General features: G+C 72.0%; 13 protein-coding genes. 6 read left to right on the top strand and 7 right to left on the bottom strand.

Translation table 11 applies throughout. The annotated features are described in order from the left end of the window. Positions 1–101: 101 nt before the first annotated feature. Together ACZ6BB_RS20400 and ACZ6BB_RS20395 are read right to left on the bottom strand one after the other, a co-directional pair. Entirely contained in the window at positions 102–1727 is a 1626-nt protein-coding gene (locus ACZ6BB_RS20400) for a solute symporter family protein (RefSeq protein WP_471616556.1), read from the bottom strand. Next, the gene (locus ACZ6BB_RS20395; protein ID WP_037728368.1) at positions 1724–2080 is read right to left on the bottom strand and encodes a DUF485 domain-containing protein; all 357 of its coding nucleotides are present in this window, start codon (positions 2078–2080) and stop codon (positions 1724–1726) included. Before ACZ6BB_RS20395 ends, ACZ6BB_RS20400 begins: the two co-directional genes overlap by 4 nt. Before the next feature lie 388 nt (positions 2081–2468). Here ACZ6BB_RS20395 and ACZ6BB_RS20390 point away from each other — a divergent pair, with 388 nt between their 5' ends. From ACZ6BB_RS20390 to ACZ6BB_RS20380, 3 genes are all read left to right on the top strand, one after another. Then, on the top strand, positions 2469–4001 hold the full coding sequence (locus tag ACZ6BB_RS20390; RefSeq protein WP_471616555.1) for a S8 family serine peptidase: 1533 nt from the start codon (positions 2469–2471) through the stop codon (positions 3999–4001). Between the two features lie 73 nt (positions 4002–4074). Continuing rightward, a complete protein-coding gene (locus tag ACZ6BB_RS20385) occupies positions 4075–5481 on the top strand; it encodes a CoA transferase (protein WP_471616554.1) in 1407 nt (468 codons plus the stop codon). Between the two features lie 226 nt (positions 5482–5707). Next, a complete protein-coding gene (locus ACZ6BB_RS20380) occupies positions 5708–6643 on the top strand; it encodes a CopD family protein (RefSeq protein ID WP_471616599.1) in 936 nt (311 codons plus the stop codon). 25 nt (positions 6644–6668) lie between these two features. On the opposite strand, the gene ACZ6BB_RS20375 is transcribed toward ACZ6BB_RS20380, so the two are convergent. Both ACZ6BB_RS20375 and ACZ6BB_RS20370 read right to left on the bottom strand, forming a co-directional pair. Further along, complete coding sequence (locus tag ACZ6BB_RS20375) at positions 6669–7340, bottom strand: lysoplasmalogenase (protein WP_471616553.1); 672 nt, start codon at positions 7338–7340, stop codon at positions 6669–6671. Then, positions 7337–8248: a sterol desaturase family protein gene (locus ACZ6BB_RS20370; RefSeq protein WP_471616552.1), complete on the bottom strand. Its 912-nt coding sequence runs from the start codon at positions 8246–8248 to the stop codon at positions 7337–7339. The genes ACZ6BB_RS20375 and ACZ6BB_RS20370 overlap by 4 nt, the downstream gene beginning before the upstream one ends. 191 nt (positions 8249–8439) lie before the next feature. Here ACZ6BB_RS20370 and ACZ6BB_RS20365 point away from each other — a divergent pair, with 191 nt between their 5' ends. From ACZ6BB_RS20365 to ACZ6BB_RS20355, 3 genes are all read left to right on the top strand, one after another. Continuing rightward, positions 8440–9435, top strand: coding sequence for a DEDDh family exonuclease (locus ACZ6BB_RS20365; RefSeq protein ID WP_471616551.1), 996 nt, complete (start codon positions 8440–8442; stop codon positions 9433–9435). Between the two features lie 105 nt (positions 9436–9540). Next, on the top strand, positions 9541–9774 hold the full coding sequence (locus ACZ6BB_RS20360; RefSeq protein ID WP_319244155.1) for a hypothetical protein: 234 nt from the start codon (positions 9541–9543) through the stop codon (positions 9772–9774). An 80-nt stretch (positions 9775–9854) separates the two neighbouring features. Next, the gene (locus tag ACZ6BB_RS20355) at positions 9855–10652 is read left to right on the top strand and encodes an SURF1 family cytochrome oxidase biogenesis protein (RefSeq protein WP_471616598.1); all 798 of its coding nucleotides are present in this window, start codon (positions 9855–9857) and stop codon (positions 10650–10652) included. A gap of 20 nt (positions 10653–10672) precedes the next feature. Here ACZ6BB_RS20355 and ACZ6BB_RS20350 read toward each other — a convergent pair whose 3' ends face one another. From ACZ6BB_RS20350 to ACZ6BB_RS20340, 3 genes are all read right to left on the bottom strand, one after another. Beyond that, a complete protein-coding gene (locus ACZ6BB_RS20350; protein WP_471616550.1) occupies positions 10673–11632 on the bottom strand; it encodes a hypothetical protein in 960 nt (319 codons plus the stop codon). A 188-nt stretch (positions 11633–11820) separates the two neighbouring features. After that, complete coding sequence (locus ACZ6BB_RS20345) at positions 11821–12009, bottom strand: YbdD/YjiX family protein (RefSeq protein WP_471616549.1); 189 nt, start codon at positions 12007–12009, stop codon at positions 11821–11823. Then, positions 12006–14156, bottom strand: a complete 2151-nt coding sequence (locus ACZ6BB_RS20340) for a carbon starvation CstA family protein (RefSeq protein WP_471616548.1) — start codon at positions 14154–14156, stop codon at positions 12006–12008. The genes ACZ6BB_RS20345 and ACZ6BB_RS20340 overlap by 4 nt, the downstream gene beginning before the upstream one ends. Positions 14157–14158: the final 2 nt, after the last annotated feature.

The raw sequence follows: 14158 nt of genomic DNA, 5'->3' as shown, positions 1-14158 counted from the left end.
TTGCACGAGATGTGGCGCACGATCGTCGTAGATCCCTACGACCGGACACGGCGCGGGGCCGCCGTAGGGATCTACGACGGCCCCGGGCGGGGTGGGCCGGGTCAGTGGGCGCCGGTGCCCGTGAGGGAGCGGACCTCCAGCTCGGCGTACTTGGCCTCGTCGGGCTTCTCCTTGGACAGGACGGTGCCGAGGAAGCCCATGAGGAAGCCGAACGGGATGGAGATGATGCCCGGGTTCTTCAGCGGGAACCAGTGGAAGTCGACGTCCGGGAACATCGCCTTCGGGTCGCCGGAGACGACGGGTGAGAACAGCACCAGGCCGACGGCGACGATCAGACCGCCGTAGATCGACCACAGCGCGCCCTGGGTGGTGAACCTCTTCCAGAAGAGGCTGTAGAGGATCGTCGGCAGGTTGGCGGAGGCCGCGACCGCGAAGGCGAGCGCGACCAGGCCGGCCACGTTCAGGTCGCGGGCGAGGGCGCCCAGGCCGATGGAGACGATGCCGATGAAGACGGTCGCCCAGCGGGCCGCGCGGACCTCCTCGGCGCCGGACGCCTTGCCCTTGCGGATGACGTTGGCGTAGATGTCGTGCGCGAAGGAGGACGACGAGGCGAGGGTGAGGCCGGCGACCACGGCGAGGATCGTCGCGAAGGCCACCGCCGAGATGGTGGCCAGCAGGATCGCGCCCCAGGCCGAGTCGACACCGCCGAGGTGCAGGGCGAGCAGCGGGGCCGCCGTGTTGCCGGACGGGTTGGAGGCGATGATCTCTTCCTGGGAGATCAGCGCGGCGGCGCCGAAGCCGAGCGCGATGGTCATCAGGTAGAAGCCGCCGATGATGCCGATGGCCCAGTTCACGGACTTCCGGGCGGCCTTGGCGTTGGGCACCGTGTAGAAGCGGATCAGGATGTGCGGCAGGCCGGCGGTGCCGAGGACCAGGGCGATGCCGAGGGAGACGAAGTCCAGCTTGGAGGTGCCGGTCGCGCCGTACTGGAGGCCGGGCTCCAGGAAGGCGGCGCCCTTGCCGCTGTTCTCGGCGGCGGTGCCGAGCAGGTCGGAGATGTTGAAGTTGAACTTCAGCAGCACCAGGAAGGTGATCAGGAGCGTGCCGCCGATCAGCAGGACGGCCTTGACCATCTGGACCCAGGTGGTGCCCTTCATGCCGCCGATGGAGACGTAGACGATCATCAGGAGGCCGACGAGGGCGACGATGAGGATCTTGCCCGCGTCGGAGGTGATGCCGAGGAGCAGGGAGACGAGGACGCCCGCGCCCGCCATCTGGGCCAGCAGGTAGAAGATCGACACGACGATCGTGGAGGTGCCCGCGGCGGTGCGGACGGGGCGCTGGCGCATGCGGTAGGCGAGGACGTCGCCCATGGTGTAGCGGCCGGAGTTGCGCAGCGGCTCGGCGACCAGCAGGAGGGCGACCAGCCAGGCGACCAGGAAGCCGATGGAGTAGAGGAAGCCGTCGTAGCCGAAGAGGGCGATGGCGCCGGCGATGCCGAGGAACGAGGCGGCCGACATGTAGTCGCCGGAGACCGCGAGGCCGTTCTGGAAGGCACTGAACTGGCGTCCGCCCGCGTAGAAGTCGGCGGCGTCCTTGGTCTGGCGGCCGGCCCAGATGGTGATGGCGAGGGTCGCGAGGACGAACAGGCCGAAGAGGGTGATGATGAGCGGCCGGTGCTGGCTGGCCTCGTTGGCCGCGAGGAACGTCTGCTGTGCGGGGCTCATGCGCCGCCCTCCATCCGGGACTTGATCGCCTCGGCCTTGGGGTCGAGCTTCGCGGCGGCGTGCCGCGAGTACCACCAGGCGATGAGGAACGTGGTGACGAACTGGGCGACGCCGAGGACGAAGGCGACGTTGATGTTGCCGAAGAGCTTGGTGCCCATGAAGTCGCCCGCGTAGTTGGAGAGCAGGACGTACAGCAGGTACCAGGCGATGAATCCCACGGTCAGCGGGAAGGCGAACGAGCGGTAGGAGCGGCGCAGTTCGGCGAACTCGGCGCTCTCATGGACCGCGGCGTACTCCTCGGACGAGGGGAGGTGATGCTCGGTCTTCGAGGGGGGCGGTGCGTCGGTTGCCACGGAGTCTCCTCGCGTCTGCGCCGCCGTCGCGACGGCGGACGGTGGCTGCTTCGCCGTCGGGTCGGGGGACGGCTGGGGTACGGACATGGGGCGGGCTCTGTTTCCTTGGGTGAGGGGATGCACGATCGTGCTCGGGCTCCCTGCACAACGTCACGGCGGCGCGGTGGGACCGGTTCAACCGTGTGTGTTTCTTTCGAAAACCGATTCGGAAGCGGTCGGGACGTGCGGTGACTTCGAGGGTTACCCCTCTACTTCGGCCTCCCGCCCGTGAAGTCATTGCTGGCCGGCGACGACCAGGGATAGCTTCGGGCTGCACCACCAACGTCATGTACCTGCCCAGGCACCCGTGTGTCCCGGCCGGTTTCTTTGAAGCTGATGTGGAGATTCCATGGCTCATCTGCGCTCCAGACGACGGCTCGCTCTCGCGGTGCCGGTCGTCCTGTCGCTGACCGCCTCGCTCGGTTTCCTGCCGGGTGTCGCCTCGGCGGCCCCGGTCGCGAAGTCCACCGCCGCGACCGCGGAGGGCCCGAACCTGTCGTACGTCGTGAACACGAAGACGAACAAGCGCACGATAGCCGCGGTCCAGGAGGCGATAGCCGACGCAGGCGGCAAGATCGTGATCACGTACGACGAGATCGGCGTGATCGTGGTCCACTCGACCGACCCGGCGTTCGGTGCGAAGATCCGCGCCGTGCGCGGAGTGCAGTCCGCCGGTGCCACCCGGACCTCGCCGCTGACGCCGGCCGGTACGACGGAAGTGGGTGGCGTCGACTACCTGACGGCCAAGGAGGCCGCGAAGGTGGAGGCCGCCTCGGCCGACATCCCCGGTGCCGAGCCTCTTGAGGCCGACCAGTGGGACCTGCGGGCCATCGGCGCCGACAAGGCCGCGACGATCAACCCGGGCAGCAAGAACGTCACCGTCGCCGTGATCGACACCGGCGTCGACGACACCCACCCGGACCTCGCGCCGAACTTCTCCAAGTCGCAGTCGGCGAACTGCAACGGCGGTGTCGCGGACACCAGTGAGGGCGCCTGGCGTCCCTACACCGCGAACGACTACCACGGCACGCACGTGGCCGGTGAGATCGCCGCGGCCCGCAACGGCGTCGGTGTCGCCGGTGTCGCGCCGGGCGTGAAGGTCTCCGGCATCAACGTGACCGACCGCGTCAGCGGCCTCTTCTACGCGGAGAGCGTCGTCTGCGCGTTCGTCTTCGCCGCCGACCACGGCGTCGAGATCACGAACAACAGCTACTACGTCGACCCGTGGCTCTACAACTGCATGGACGACCCGGACCAGCGGGCCATCGTCGACGCGGTCAACCGGGCCCAGGAGTACGCCACGAAGGAAGGCACGCTGAACCTGGCGTCGGCGGGCAACTCCAACCACGACCTCGCCTCCGACGCGATCGCGGACGCCTCCAGCCCCAACGACACCACTCCGGTCCCGCGCACCATCGACCCGAGCGAGTGCTTCGACGTCCCGACCCAGCTGCCGGGCGTCGTCACGGTCAGCGCGACGGGCGTGAAGAACGAGAAGTCGTACTACTCCACGTACGGCAACGGCGTCGTCGACATCGCCGCGCCGGGCGGCGACGCCCGCTACCAGATCCCGGACACGCCGTCGAAGAACGGCCGCATCCTGTCCACGATGCCGAACGGCGCGTACGGCTTCCTGCAGGGCACCTCGATGGCGTCGCCGCACGCCGCCGGTGTCGCCGCGCTGCTGAAGTCCACGCACCCGGGCGCGAACCCGGGCCGGCTGCAGCGGCTGCTGAAGGCCGAGGCGGACAAGCACGCCTGCCCGACGTCGTACGACCAGAACGGTGACGGCACGCAGGACGCGGTGTGCCAGGGCACCCTCGACCAGAACGGTTTCTACGGGTTCGGCATCGTCAACGCCCTGAAGGCCGTCAAGAAGTAGCGCAACCCTCTCCACGGAAGTCGGGCCGGGCGGTGACACACCGCCCGGCCCTTGCGTTGCGTAGGTTCGGATCATGACTGACATGAACTGGGCATGGGCGGCCCTGGGCGGAGATCCCGCGCTGGCGCCGAGGGTCGCCACCGTCGGGCGGGACGGGGTGCTGGGGGCCCGGCTGCCGGTGCGGGAACTGGCGCGGACCTGCGTCGGGGTGTGCGCGCTGGCGGCGGCCGAGCTGGGGGCGCGGCGGGCCGGGCTCGCGGAGGTCCCCCGGGTGCGGGTGGACGACGGGGCGGTCGGCACCGCCTTCGTGAGCGAGCGTCATCTGCTGATCGACGGACGGGCACCGGTCGCCTTCGCGCCGCTGTCGCGGTTCTGGCCGACGGCGGACGGGTGGGTGCGCACGCACGCCAACTATCCCCACCACCGGGAGCGGTTGCTGTCCGCGCTGGGCGTGCCGGAGACCTCCGCCGACCCGGTCGCCGACGTCGGGGCGGCGCTCGCCGAGCGGGCGTCCCTGGAGGTCGAGGAGACGGTGTACGCGGCCGGGGGCCTGGCGGTCGCCCTGCGGACGGCCGCGCAGTGGGCGGCCCACGAGCAGGCGAGGGCGGTGGCGGCCCGGCCGCTGGTCGAGCACGAGCGGCCGGACACGGCGTCCGCGCGCGTGCTCGCGCCGGTCGGGGACGGGCCGCTGCTGCCCGCGGCCGGACTGCGGGTGCTGGATCTGACCCGGGTCATCGCGGGGCCCGTCGCCGGCCGCGCCCTCGCCCTGCTGGGCGCGGACGTCCTGCGGGTGGACCCGCCGGGGCTGCCGGAGATCCCCGACCAGCACGCCGACACCGGTACCGGGAAACGGTCGGCGCTGCTCGACCTGGGCCGCGCCGCCGACCGGCGCGCCTTCGAGGAGTTGCTGGCCGCGGCGGACGTCGTCCTCACCGGCTACCGGCCGGGCGCGCTCGACCGCTTCGGGCTGTCACCGCAGGCGCTGGTCGCACGGCGGTCCGGCCTGGTCGTGGCACAGCTCTCGGCGTGGGGCGCGTACGGACCGTGGGCCGGGCGGCGGGGGTTCGACAGTCTGGTGCAGGTGGCGACGGGTATCGCGGCGATCGAGGGCACCCGGGAACGGCCGGGCGCGCTGCCGGCGCAGGCGCTCGACCACGGGACGGGGTACCTGCTGGCGGCGGCCGTGCTGCGGGCGCTCACCGAGCGGGCGGAACAGGGGTACGGCCGGATCCTGCGGCTGTCACTCGCGCGGACTGCGGCCTGGCTGACCGGCGGGACCGGACACGTCCCGGACAGGAACGAGAGCGAGGACGAGGGCGAGGGCATGGCGTACGACGGGCCCGGGGCATGGCTCGCCGAACGGGACAGCCCGCTCGGGCGGCTGCGGTACGCGCTGCCTCCGGTGTCCTTCGAGGGCGGGCCCGGCGACTGGGCACGTCCGCCCGGGCCCTGGGGCGCGGACGAACCGCGCTGGACCTGAGTCACCCGGGCCGCTCACCCGTACGTATGGGGGCAATGTCGAACTGCCAGTTGTTTTCAGGCACTTGCATGGTTCTGGTGCGACTGGTGAACTTTTCGGGGTGAGCCTGACGAGTGGGACCGCTGGGTCGACGGAGGCGGGGGCGGACGAGCCCGGGCGGGATGCCGGGCGGGATGCCGGGCGGCGGACGGGGCGGCCCGGAGGCGGCGCCGTCCGGGCGGTCGTCGTGCTCGTCCTGGTGGGTGCGGGCGCGCTGATCCCCCTGCTCGGGCCGCGTGCCGCGCTGGACGGTACGGGTGAGGCCGGCGCGCCCGGCGCCGGGTTCGTCGCGCTGTTGCGGGCGGTGGCGCTGGCGGCGCTGTGTGTACCGGCGGGTGAACTGTTCGTGGGGTGGCTCGCTCGGCGGGTGCCCGGCGAGCGCGGGGCGGCGCCGCGCAGTTGGGCGCCCTGGGCGGCGGGGGCCGGTTTCGCGGCTTCTCTGGGGCTGGCCGCGGTGGTGGCCACGGGCAATCTGGTGCCGGGCTCCCCCGCCGACCTGGACGTGGGCGGCCTCTACGACAGCCGGGACGGCAGACTCGCGCTGCTGGAGGTGAACGCCTTCGCGGCGGCCGGGCTGCTCGCGCTCTCCCGCCGGCCGGCCGCCCAGGCGGTGCCCGTGGCCGCCCTCGTCGTCGCCGAGGCGCTGCGGGCACATCCCCCCGCCGAGGACGGCCCGCTCGTCGGCACCTGCCTGACCCTGGTGCATCTGACCTGCGCGGCGCTGTGGGCGGGCGGCTTGCTCCACGTCCTGCGGACCCTGCGCACGCGCGCGTGGCGCTCGACCCGGGCGGGCACCGCGCTGCTGTGCCTCTACGCGCGCGGGGCCGCCGTGCTGCTCGCCGCCGTCACCGCCACCGGTGTGTGGAGCACCCTGCGCCGGATGCCGCCGGAGACGGTCGGGGACCAGTTGACGCAGACGGCGTACGGGCGCGCCCTGTTGGCCAAGGTGCTTCTGGTGGCCGTCGTGGCCGCCCTCGCCCTGCGGGCCCGGCACCGGCTGCGCCGCACGACCGGAGACGGGCTGGACGCCTGCGCCCCCGCGCGGGCCGAGGTGGCCGTGCTCGGCGCGGTCGTCGCGATGTCGGCCCTGCTGACAGCACTGCCGCTACCGATCCGCTGGTGAGCACGGCTCACGGGCCGGCCGGAGATCACCCCGTCCGGCCCGGGCGGACCGGGACCGTCGGGGAGGTCGGCCGGGTGTCGGCGAGGCGGCCGAGGGCGCCTCGGACCAGGAGGTACTGGGCCGCCAGATAGGTGAGCATGATCCACAGGTCGGGGCGGGGCGGTTGCGGCCAGTCGGCGACGCCGGTCGCGATGAGCATGTCCGACAGCACGAAGAGCGCGCCGCCGAGTCCCGCGACGGGCCCGAGCCGTGTGGCGGCCCACGCCATCGTGGTCAGCAGTGCGCTGTAGCCGGCGACGGGGAGCCGTAGATCCGCCGGCAGACCGGGCCACAGACTCACGACGGCGGCGACCAGGGCGAGGCCGTACCCGACGGCGTGGGCGGGCCGTCCGGGACTGTCGGACCTCCGGAACAGCACGAGGTAGCAGACGTGCCCGGCGGCGAAGGACGCCATCCCGGCGAGGAAGGCGGGCTCGGCGTCGGAGAGGAGCAGGACGTCACCGCCCCAGCCGAACAGCAGGGCCGCGAGCAGCGGCCGGGGCGCGCCGCGCGTGTACGCGTACGCCGCGAGCAGCGGCATCAGCAGCGGTTTGGCGACGGTGTGCCCGGGAGCGAGGCCGAGGGCGAGGGCACCGAGGTCGGCCACGGCGGCGATCCCGAAGGCGACGAGGAGGACGGACGCCCTGTCCGGTCTCACGCGGCGGTCTCCTCGACGGCGGGCGCGCCCTCCCCGGGTGCCGCGCCCTCCCCGGCCGCCGCGGCCCGCTCGGGCGGCCGCGCGGGCTGCCAGCCGGGCCCGCGCAGGACCCGGCCCGCCCGTTCGCCCCAACCGCTCGCCCGCTTCAGGTCCTTGGCGATGGAGACGTACTCGTGGGTGGCGACCCGCAGCGGGTTGTACGTGTCGATGTTCTTCGTCAGCCCGTACACCGGCCGTTCGGTCTCCTCGACGAAGGACCCGAAGAGCCGGTCCCAGACGATGAGGATGCCGCCGAAGTTGCGGTCCAGATAGCCGCCCTGGGAGGCGTGGTGGACCCGGTGGTGCGAGGGCGTGTTGAACACGAACTCGAACGGCCGGGGCAGTTTCCCGATCCGCTCGGTGTGGATCCAGAACTGGTAGACGAGGTTGGCGGAGGAGCAGAACGCGAGCGCGGCCGGGTGCACGCCGAGGGCGATGAGGGGGACGTAGAACGGCCAGACGGTCCAGGTGGTCCAGGGCTGCCGCAGGGCGGTCGTCAGGTTGAACTTCCGGCTGGAGTGGTGGACCACGTGGCAGGCCCACAGGATCCGGATCACGTGGTGGCCGCGGTGCGACCAGTAGTAGAAGAAGTCCTGCGCGAGGAGCATCAGCGGGATCGTCCACCACAGGACGGGGACGCGCAGCGGGGTCACCTCGTGGACGGCCGTGTAGACGGCGAGGATCGGGATCTTCCAGAGGAAGTCGAAGGCGAGGCTCCCGAGCCCCATGCCGACACTGGTCGCGGCGTCCTTCGTCTCGTACCCGGCGGCATCGTCGTCCGGATGGATCCGGACACTGATCACCTCGATCACGGTGAGCAGTACGAAGGCGGGTATGGACCACAGCACGACATCGGGCAGGTTCGGCATGGGGGCACGGTAGATCCGCACGTCGGTGAGGGATAGACGTTGTTACTGACAAGTATTTCCGGTGGCACGCGCTTGCTTCTTGGCGCCCTCCACCAATCCGGACGGGGCGGGGCGGGACTGTCGCTCCGTCACCCGTCCCGCACCGGCGCCGGGTAACAGGCTGTCAGTCGCGGCCCGTATCCTCAGGGACCATGCTCGAAGACCACACGACCGCAGCGCCGCAGGCGCCTTGGCCGGCCGCGTATCCCCAGGGGTACGCGGTCGTCGACGTGGAGACGACCGGTCTGTCCCGGGACGACCGGATAATCTCCGCGGCCGTGTACAGACTGGACGCGCGGGGCGAGGTCGAGGACCACTGGTACACGCTGGTGAATCCGGAGCGCGATCCGGGGCCGGTGTGGATCCACGGGCTGACCAGCGACGTGCTCGAAGGGGCGCCGCTCTTCCCGGAGATCGCGCAGGAGTTCTCCTCCCGGCTCGCGGACCGCGTACTCGTCGCGCACAACGCGGTGTTCGACTGGTCGATGATCGCCCGGGAGTACGCGCGCGCGCAGACCGAGGCGCCCGTGCGGCACCGGCTGTGCACCATCGCGCTGTCGAAGGAGCTGGGCCTGCCGCTGCCCAACCACAAACTGGAGTCGCTGGCGGCGCACTTCGGGGTCGTCCAGCAGCGGGCGCACCACGCGCTGGACGACGCGCGGGTGCTGGCGGAGGCGTTCCGGCCGAGTCTGCGGGTCGCCGCCGCGGGCAACGTACGACTGCCGCTTCACGAGTGCCGGCCGCTGACCGAGTGGCGGGACAGCCCCGCCGCGCCCCGGATCGGGCAGCAGGCGGGCCCCGGCGGCTACGGCGCCCCCCGGCCCACCAGTTGGCGGCCCTCGCGGAAGCGGCCCGCCTGCCCCCACCCCAACCCCGGGCGCTACGAGGACGGCAAACCGCTCAAGCAGGGCATGCGGGTCGCCTTCTCGGGGGACACCTCGGTCGAACGCGACCTGCTGGAGGACCGCGCGATCGAGGCCGGGCTGCACGTGGCGACGAGCCTGTCCCGGGTGACCAGCCTGCTCGTCACCAACGACCCCGACTCGCACACGTCGAAGGTCGTCAAGGCACGGCAGTACGGAACGCCGGTCGTGGACGAGGCGGCGTTCGGGCAGCTGCTCCGCGATGTCGAGCCCGCCGACGGCTGAGCGGCGGGCAGGCCCGTGACGGCGGGCCGTACGGATGGGTGATTGGCGCGCGACTCGCCCGCCACCCGCTCGCCCGCGCGGTGGTGACGGCTCACCCTGTGGCGCATGGCGAGATGCGAAGTTTGCGGCAATGACTACGGAATGACCTTCGAGATCCACGCACAGGGCGCGGTGCACGTCTTCGACTGCTTCTCCTGCGCTATCCACCGTATGGCCCCCATCTGCGAGCACTGCCGGGTGCAGATCATCGGCCAGGGGGTCGACGTCGACGGGCACTGGTACTGCGGCGCCCACTGCGCGCGGGCCGAGGGGAAGGCGGGCATCGTCGACAGAGTCTGACCACGCCCCGCGCGAGCCCTCCGCGGCCCGAGCGGACACCCGCCGGAACACACCCCATGGCCGAGTTGTACGGTCGTGGGGTGTACCGCTTCCTGTTGTCCCGGCAGTGGGTGATCCTCACGCTGCTCTCGCTCGTCCTGATCCCGACCATGGTCAGGCTGGGCATCTGGCAGATGCATCGCTACGAGGAGCGCAGCGCCCGGAATCAGCTCGTCGCCGACGCGCTGGCCGCGAAGCCGGTGCCCGTGGAACGGCTGACCTCGCCCGGCCACACCGTCACCAGTGCCGAGCGCTACCGCACGGTGACCGCGAAGGGCCGCTTCGACACCGACGACGAGGTCGTCGTCCGCCGCCGCGTCAACGCCGACGACGAGGTCGGCTTCCATGTCCTGACCCCCTTCGTGCTCGACGACGGCAGGGTGCTGCTCGTCAACCGGGGCTGGATCCCGGCGAACGGCCCGAGCCAGACCGCGTTCCCCGAGATCCCCGCGCCTGCCGCCGGCGAGGTCACCGTCACCGGGCGGCTGATGCCCGACGAGACGACCGAGGCGAGCGGCATCAAGGACCTCCAGGGCCTGCCGGACCGGCAGATCATGCTGATCGACAGCGAGCGGGAGGCGGACCGCCTCGGCGTCCCCGTGCTCGGCGGCTATCTCGCGCAGACGGCGCCCGAGCCGAAGGGCGACACGCCGGAGCAGCTCGGCAGCCCCGGCGACGAGAACGCCGCGCTGAACTACGCCTACGCCCTGCAGTGGTGGCTCTTCGCCCTCGGTGTCCCGATCGGCTATGTCGTCCTCGTGCGCCGTGAGCGCCGCGACCGCGCGGAGGCCGCGACCGCCGCGGCCGAGGAGAAGGAGACGGCGCCCGCGCCGGCGTAGCCGGGGTCCGGGGCCGGTTCTCAGGTGGGGCCACGGCCTCCGTCCGCTCTCTCCCGCCAGTACGCGAACGTGCGGTCCGGCTCGGGCAGCAGTTCCCACGGGTGGCGTGTCATGTGGCGGCCGAGGCGCCGGAAGACGGGGACGGCCTCCGCGGGGCGGTGGGCGCGGGTCAGGGCGAACGCCAGGATGTTGAGGTCGGTGACGGCTTCGGCGTGGGGTGCGGTGCCGGCGTCGAACCAGCTTCTGAGGGCCAGGTCGATCTCGTGGACGGACCGGGGCTCGTGCCAGTTGCCGCCGCCCGAGCCGAGCGCGTCGAGCGGCGCCGCGTCCTGGCGGTGGGCCATGAGTTCGACGCGGGCCGCCACCGGGAGCAGGGCGAGCGGTGAGCCGTGCGGGGCCCGGGCGGCGGCCTGCCAGGCGAAGTCCATCATGTCGGGGACCGTGCCGTGTCCGCGCGGCGACAGGTAGCGGAGCAGAAGGTGGTGGGCCGTCCGGAGCCAGGGCGCCCGGTCGACGGCCTCGGTCCACACCGGCACCGCGTCCCTGACCGGTACGGCGCACGTGTGCATCAGGGCCAGCAGCGCCAGCCAGGGGCTGGGGTCCTCGGGGCAGGCTTCGGCGGCGCGGAGGCAGGAGTGCTCGGCCCGGCGGACGGCGGCACGGTCGGTGGCGGGGGTGCGGTACGACTCGACGAAGGCGCGCAGGGCGAGGGCGTCGCCGTCCTCCGGGCGGTCGGCCGTCCAGCGTTGCGGGATCGCGGCGGGGAGGTGCCGGGCCAGTACGGCCATGCGGTGTGTCCGGCGGTCCCAGTCGCGGCCCGTGGCCCGCAGGAGGTCGGCCACGGGTTCCCAGGCGGGGCGGGAGCGGCCCGCCCCGAGTCCGTGGAGCTGCGGGGCGGGACGGAGTTCGGTCAGGGTCCTGTGCAGGGGGTCGTCGTCGAGTTCGGGGCGGATCAGCAGGGCGGGTCGGCGTCTCGGCATCACTGGATCCGGGGTCGGAGAGGGGGGCGGGGTGGACGCCCCGGGGTCACTGGCCGCCCGGCGGCTGGGGCCGGGTGGGTGTGGGTCTCGCTCACCGGCGCTCACCGGCGCCTGCCGGGAGGGACGGGGAGCCGTCCCGGCCGCGGGCTGCCCGCGGCCGGGGACGGCTCAGGGGGTGGCCGCGGCTCTCAGCAGCAGCGGCCCTCCGGGTGCTCCTCCCTGCGCCGGGTCCGCAGGGCGTCGTACTCCCTGCGGGTCGGGAGCGGGGCCTTCGGGTGGTGGCGGCGGTGACGGTCGCAGTAGCGGTCGTACTCGGCCTCGCCGGTCAGCTCCCGCAGGTACCAGCGCACCCCGCGCACCCAGTTCCGGACGGTCACCGGCGAGCCCCCACCAGCTCCTTCTCGGAGTCCCCCGCGTCGATGCGCGACGCGACGTACGGGGCCTCGGTGGACGGCAGCGGGACCGGCGAGCGTACGGCGCGGACGCACACCACGGCGCAGTTGACCAGGACGGTGAGGACCAGGATCAGGAAGACCGCCATGATCACGCCGTCGACCGTGTTGTTGGTGACGATCGTGTGCATGTCGTCCATGGTCGTGGCGCCGGGCAGGAGTTCGCCCTTGTCGACGGCCGCCGCGTACTTGTCCCGCAGGGCGAAGAAACCGATCGCGGGGTTGTCCGAGAAGATCTTCTGCCAGCCGGCGGTGAAGGTGACGGCCACGTCCCAGGCCAGCGGGATGCCGGTGACCCAGGCCCAGCGCAGCTTGCCGGACTTGATGAGCACGGTGGTGGTGACGGCGAGGGCGACCGCGGCGAGCAGCTGGTTGGCGATGCCGAAGAGCGGGAAGAGCTGCTTGATCCCGCCGAGGGGGTCGGTGACACCGGCGTGGAGGAAGTAGCCCCAGGCTCCGACGACCAGGGCGCTGGTGATCCAGATGCCCGGCTTCCAGGTGACGCGGCCGATCGGCTTCCAGACGTTGCCGAGCATGTCCTGGAGCATGAAGCGCCCGACGCGGGTGCCGGCGTCCACCGTCGTGAGGATGAACAGGGCCTCGAACATGATCGCGAAGTGGTACCAGAACGCCTTCATCCCGGCGCCGCCGAAGACCCCGGCGAAGATCTCCGACATGCCCACGGCCAGGGTGGGCGCGCCGCCGGAGCGGCCGACGAGGGTCTCCTCCTCGACGGCCTTGGCCGCCGCCGTGAGCTGTTCCGGGGTGATGGTGAAGCCGAGGTTCTTGACCGCCTCGGCGGCGGTGTCGACCGTCGGGCCGAGCAGCGCGGCCGGGGAGTTCATGGCGTAGAAGAGGCCGGGCTCCAGCACACACGCGGCGATCAGGGCCATCACGGCGACGAAGGACTCCGTGAGCATGGAGCCGTAGCCGATCAGCCGGACCTGGGACTCCTTCTGGATCAGCTTCGGGGTGGTGCCGGAGGAGACCAGGGCGTGGAAGCCGGACAGGGCGCCGCAGGCGATGGTGATGAAGAGGAAGGGGAAGAGGGAGCCGGCGAAGACCGGTCCGGCGCCGGTGCGGGCGAACTCGGTGACCGGCTCGGCGCGGAGGTTGGGGGCGGCGATCACGACACCGACGGCCATCAGGACGATGGTGCCGACCTTCATGAAGGTGGAGAGGTAGTCGCGCGGGGCCAGCAGCATCCACACGGGGAGCACGGAGGCGACGAAGCCGTAGCCGACCAGGCAGAAGACCAGGGTCTCGGGGCTCCAGACGAAGTACTCGGCGAGCGAGGAGTCCTGGATCCAGCCGCCGCCGAGGATGGCCAGCAGGAGGAGGGCCACGCCGATGAAGCTGGTCTCCACGACCCGGCCCGGGCGCAGGTAGCGCAGGTAGAAGCCCATGAAGAGGGCGATCGGGATGGTCATGGTGACCGAGAAGGTGCCCCAGGCGGACTCGGCGAGGGCGTTGACGACGACCATCGCGAGGACCGCGAGCAGAATGATCATGATGGCGAAGACACCGATCAGCGCGGCGGCGCCGCCGACCCTGCCGATCTCGTCCCGGGCCATCTGGCCGAGGCTCTTGCCGTCCCGGCGCATCGAGAGGAACAGGACGATCATGTCCTGGACCGCACCGGCGAAGATCACGCCCGCGATGATCCAGATGGTGCCCGGCAGATAGCCCATCTGGGCCGCCAGCACCGGTCCGACCAGCGGGCCCGCGCCGGCGATCGCCGCGAAGTGGTGGCCGAACAGCACCCGCTTGTCGGTCGGGTGGTAGTCGACGCCGTCCTCCAGGCGTTCGGCCGGGGTGGCCCGGGTGTCGTCGGCCTGGAGGACCCGGCGCACGATGAACCGCGAGTAGAAGCGGTAGCCGATCGCGTACGAACCGAGGGCCGCCATGAGCAGCCAGACGGCCGAGATCTCCTCGCCCCGGGACAGCGCGAGCACGGCCCAGCCGATCGCGCCGACGAGGGCCACGGATATCCACAGCGCGATCGATTTCGGCGACATGCGGGATTTCTCCGGGGCCTCGGGACCGGATTCGGGCATGGCTGACACAGACATGG

The organism is Streptomyces sp. NPDC041108, from assembly GCF_055592645.1.
The sequence above is the reverse complement of the archived record's forward strand: the minus strand, read 5'-3'. Positions and strand labels throughout refer to the sequence as shown.

What these genes read in the sequence shown, in the direction of transcription:
- ACZ6BB_RS20400 (WP_471616556.1), bottom strand. Translation starts at nt 1,727, where the DNA reads ATGAGCCCCGCACAGCAGACGTTCCTCGCGGCCAACGAGGCCAGCCAG.
- ACZ6BB_RS20390 (WP_471616555.1), top strand. Translation starts at nt 2,469, where the DNA reads ATGGCTCATCTGCGCTCCAGACGACGGCTCGCTCTCGCGGTGCCGGTC.
- ACZ6BB_RS20385 (WP_471616554.1), top strand. Translation starts at nt 4,075, where the DNA reads ATGACTGACATGAACTGGGCATGGGCGGCCCTGGGCGGAGATCCCGCG.
- ACZ6BB_RS20370 (WP_471616552.1), bottom strand. Translation starts at nt 8,248, where the DNA reads ATGCCGAACCTGCCCGATGTCGTGCTGTGGTCCATACCCGCCTTCGTA.
- ACZ6BB_RS20365 (WP_471616551.1), top strand. Translation starts at nt 8,440, where the DNA reads ATGCTCGAAGACCACACGACCGCAGCGCCGCAGGCGCCTTGGCCGGCC.
- ACZ6BB_RS20360 (WP_319244155.1), top strand. Translation starts at nt 9,541, where the DNA reads ATGGCGAGATGCGAAGTTTGCGGCAATGACTACGGAATGACCTTCGAG.
- ACZ6BB_RS20350 (WP_471616550.1), bottom strand. Translation starts at nt 11,632, where the DNA reads ATGCCGAGACGCCGACCCGCCCTGCTGATCCGCCCCGAACTCGACGAC.
- ACZ6BB_RS20340 (WP_471616548.1), bottom strand. Translation starts at nt 14,156, where the DNA reads ATGTCTGTGTCAGCCATGCCCGAATCCGGTCCCGAGGCCCCGGAGAAA.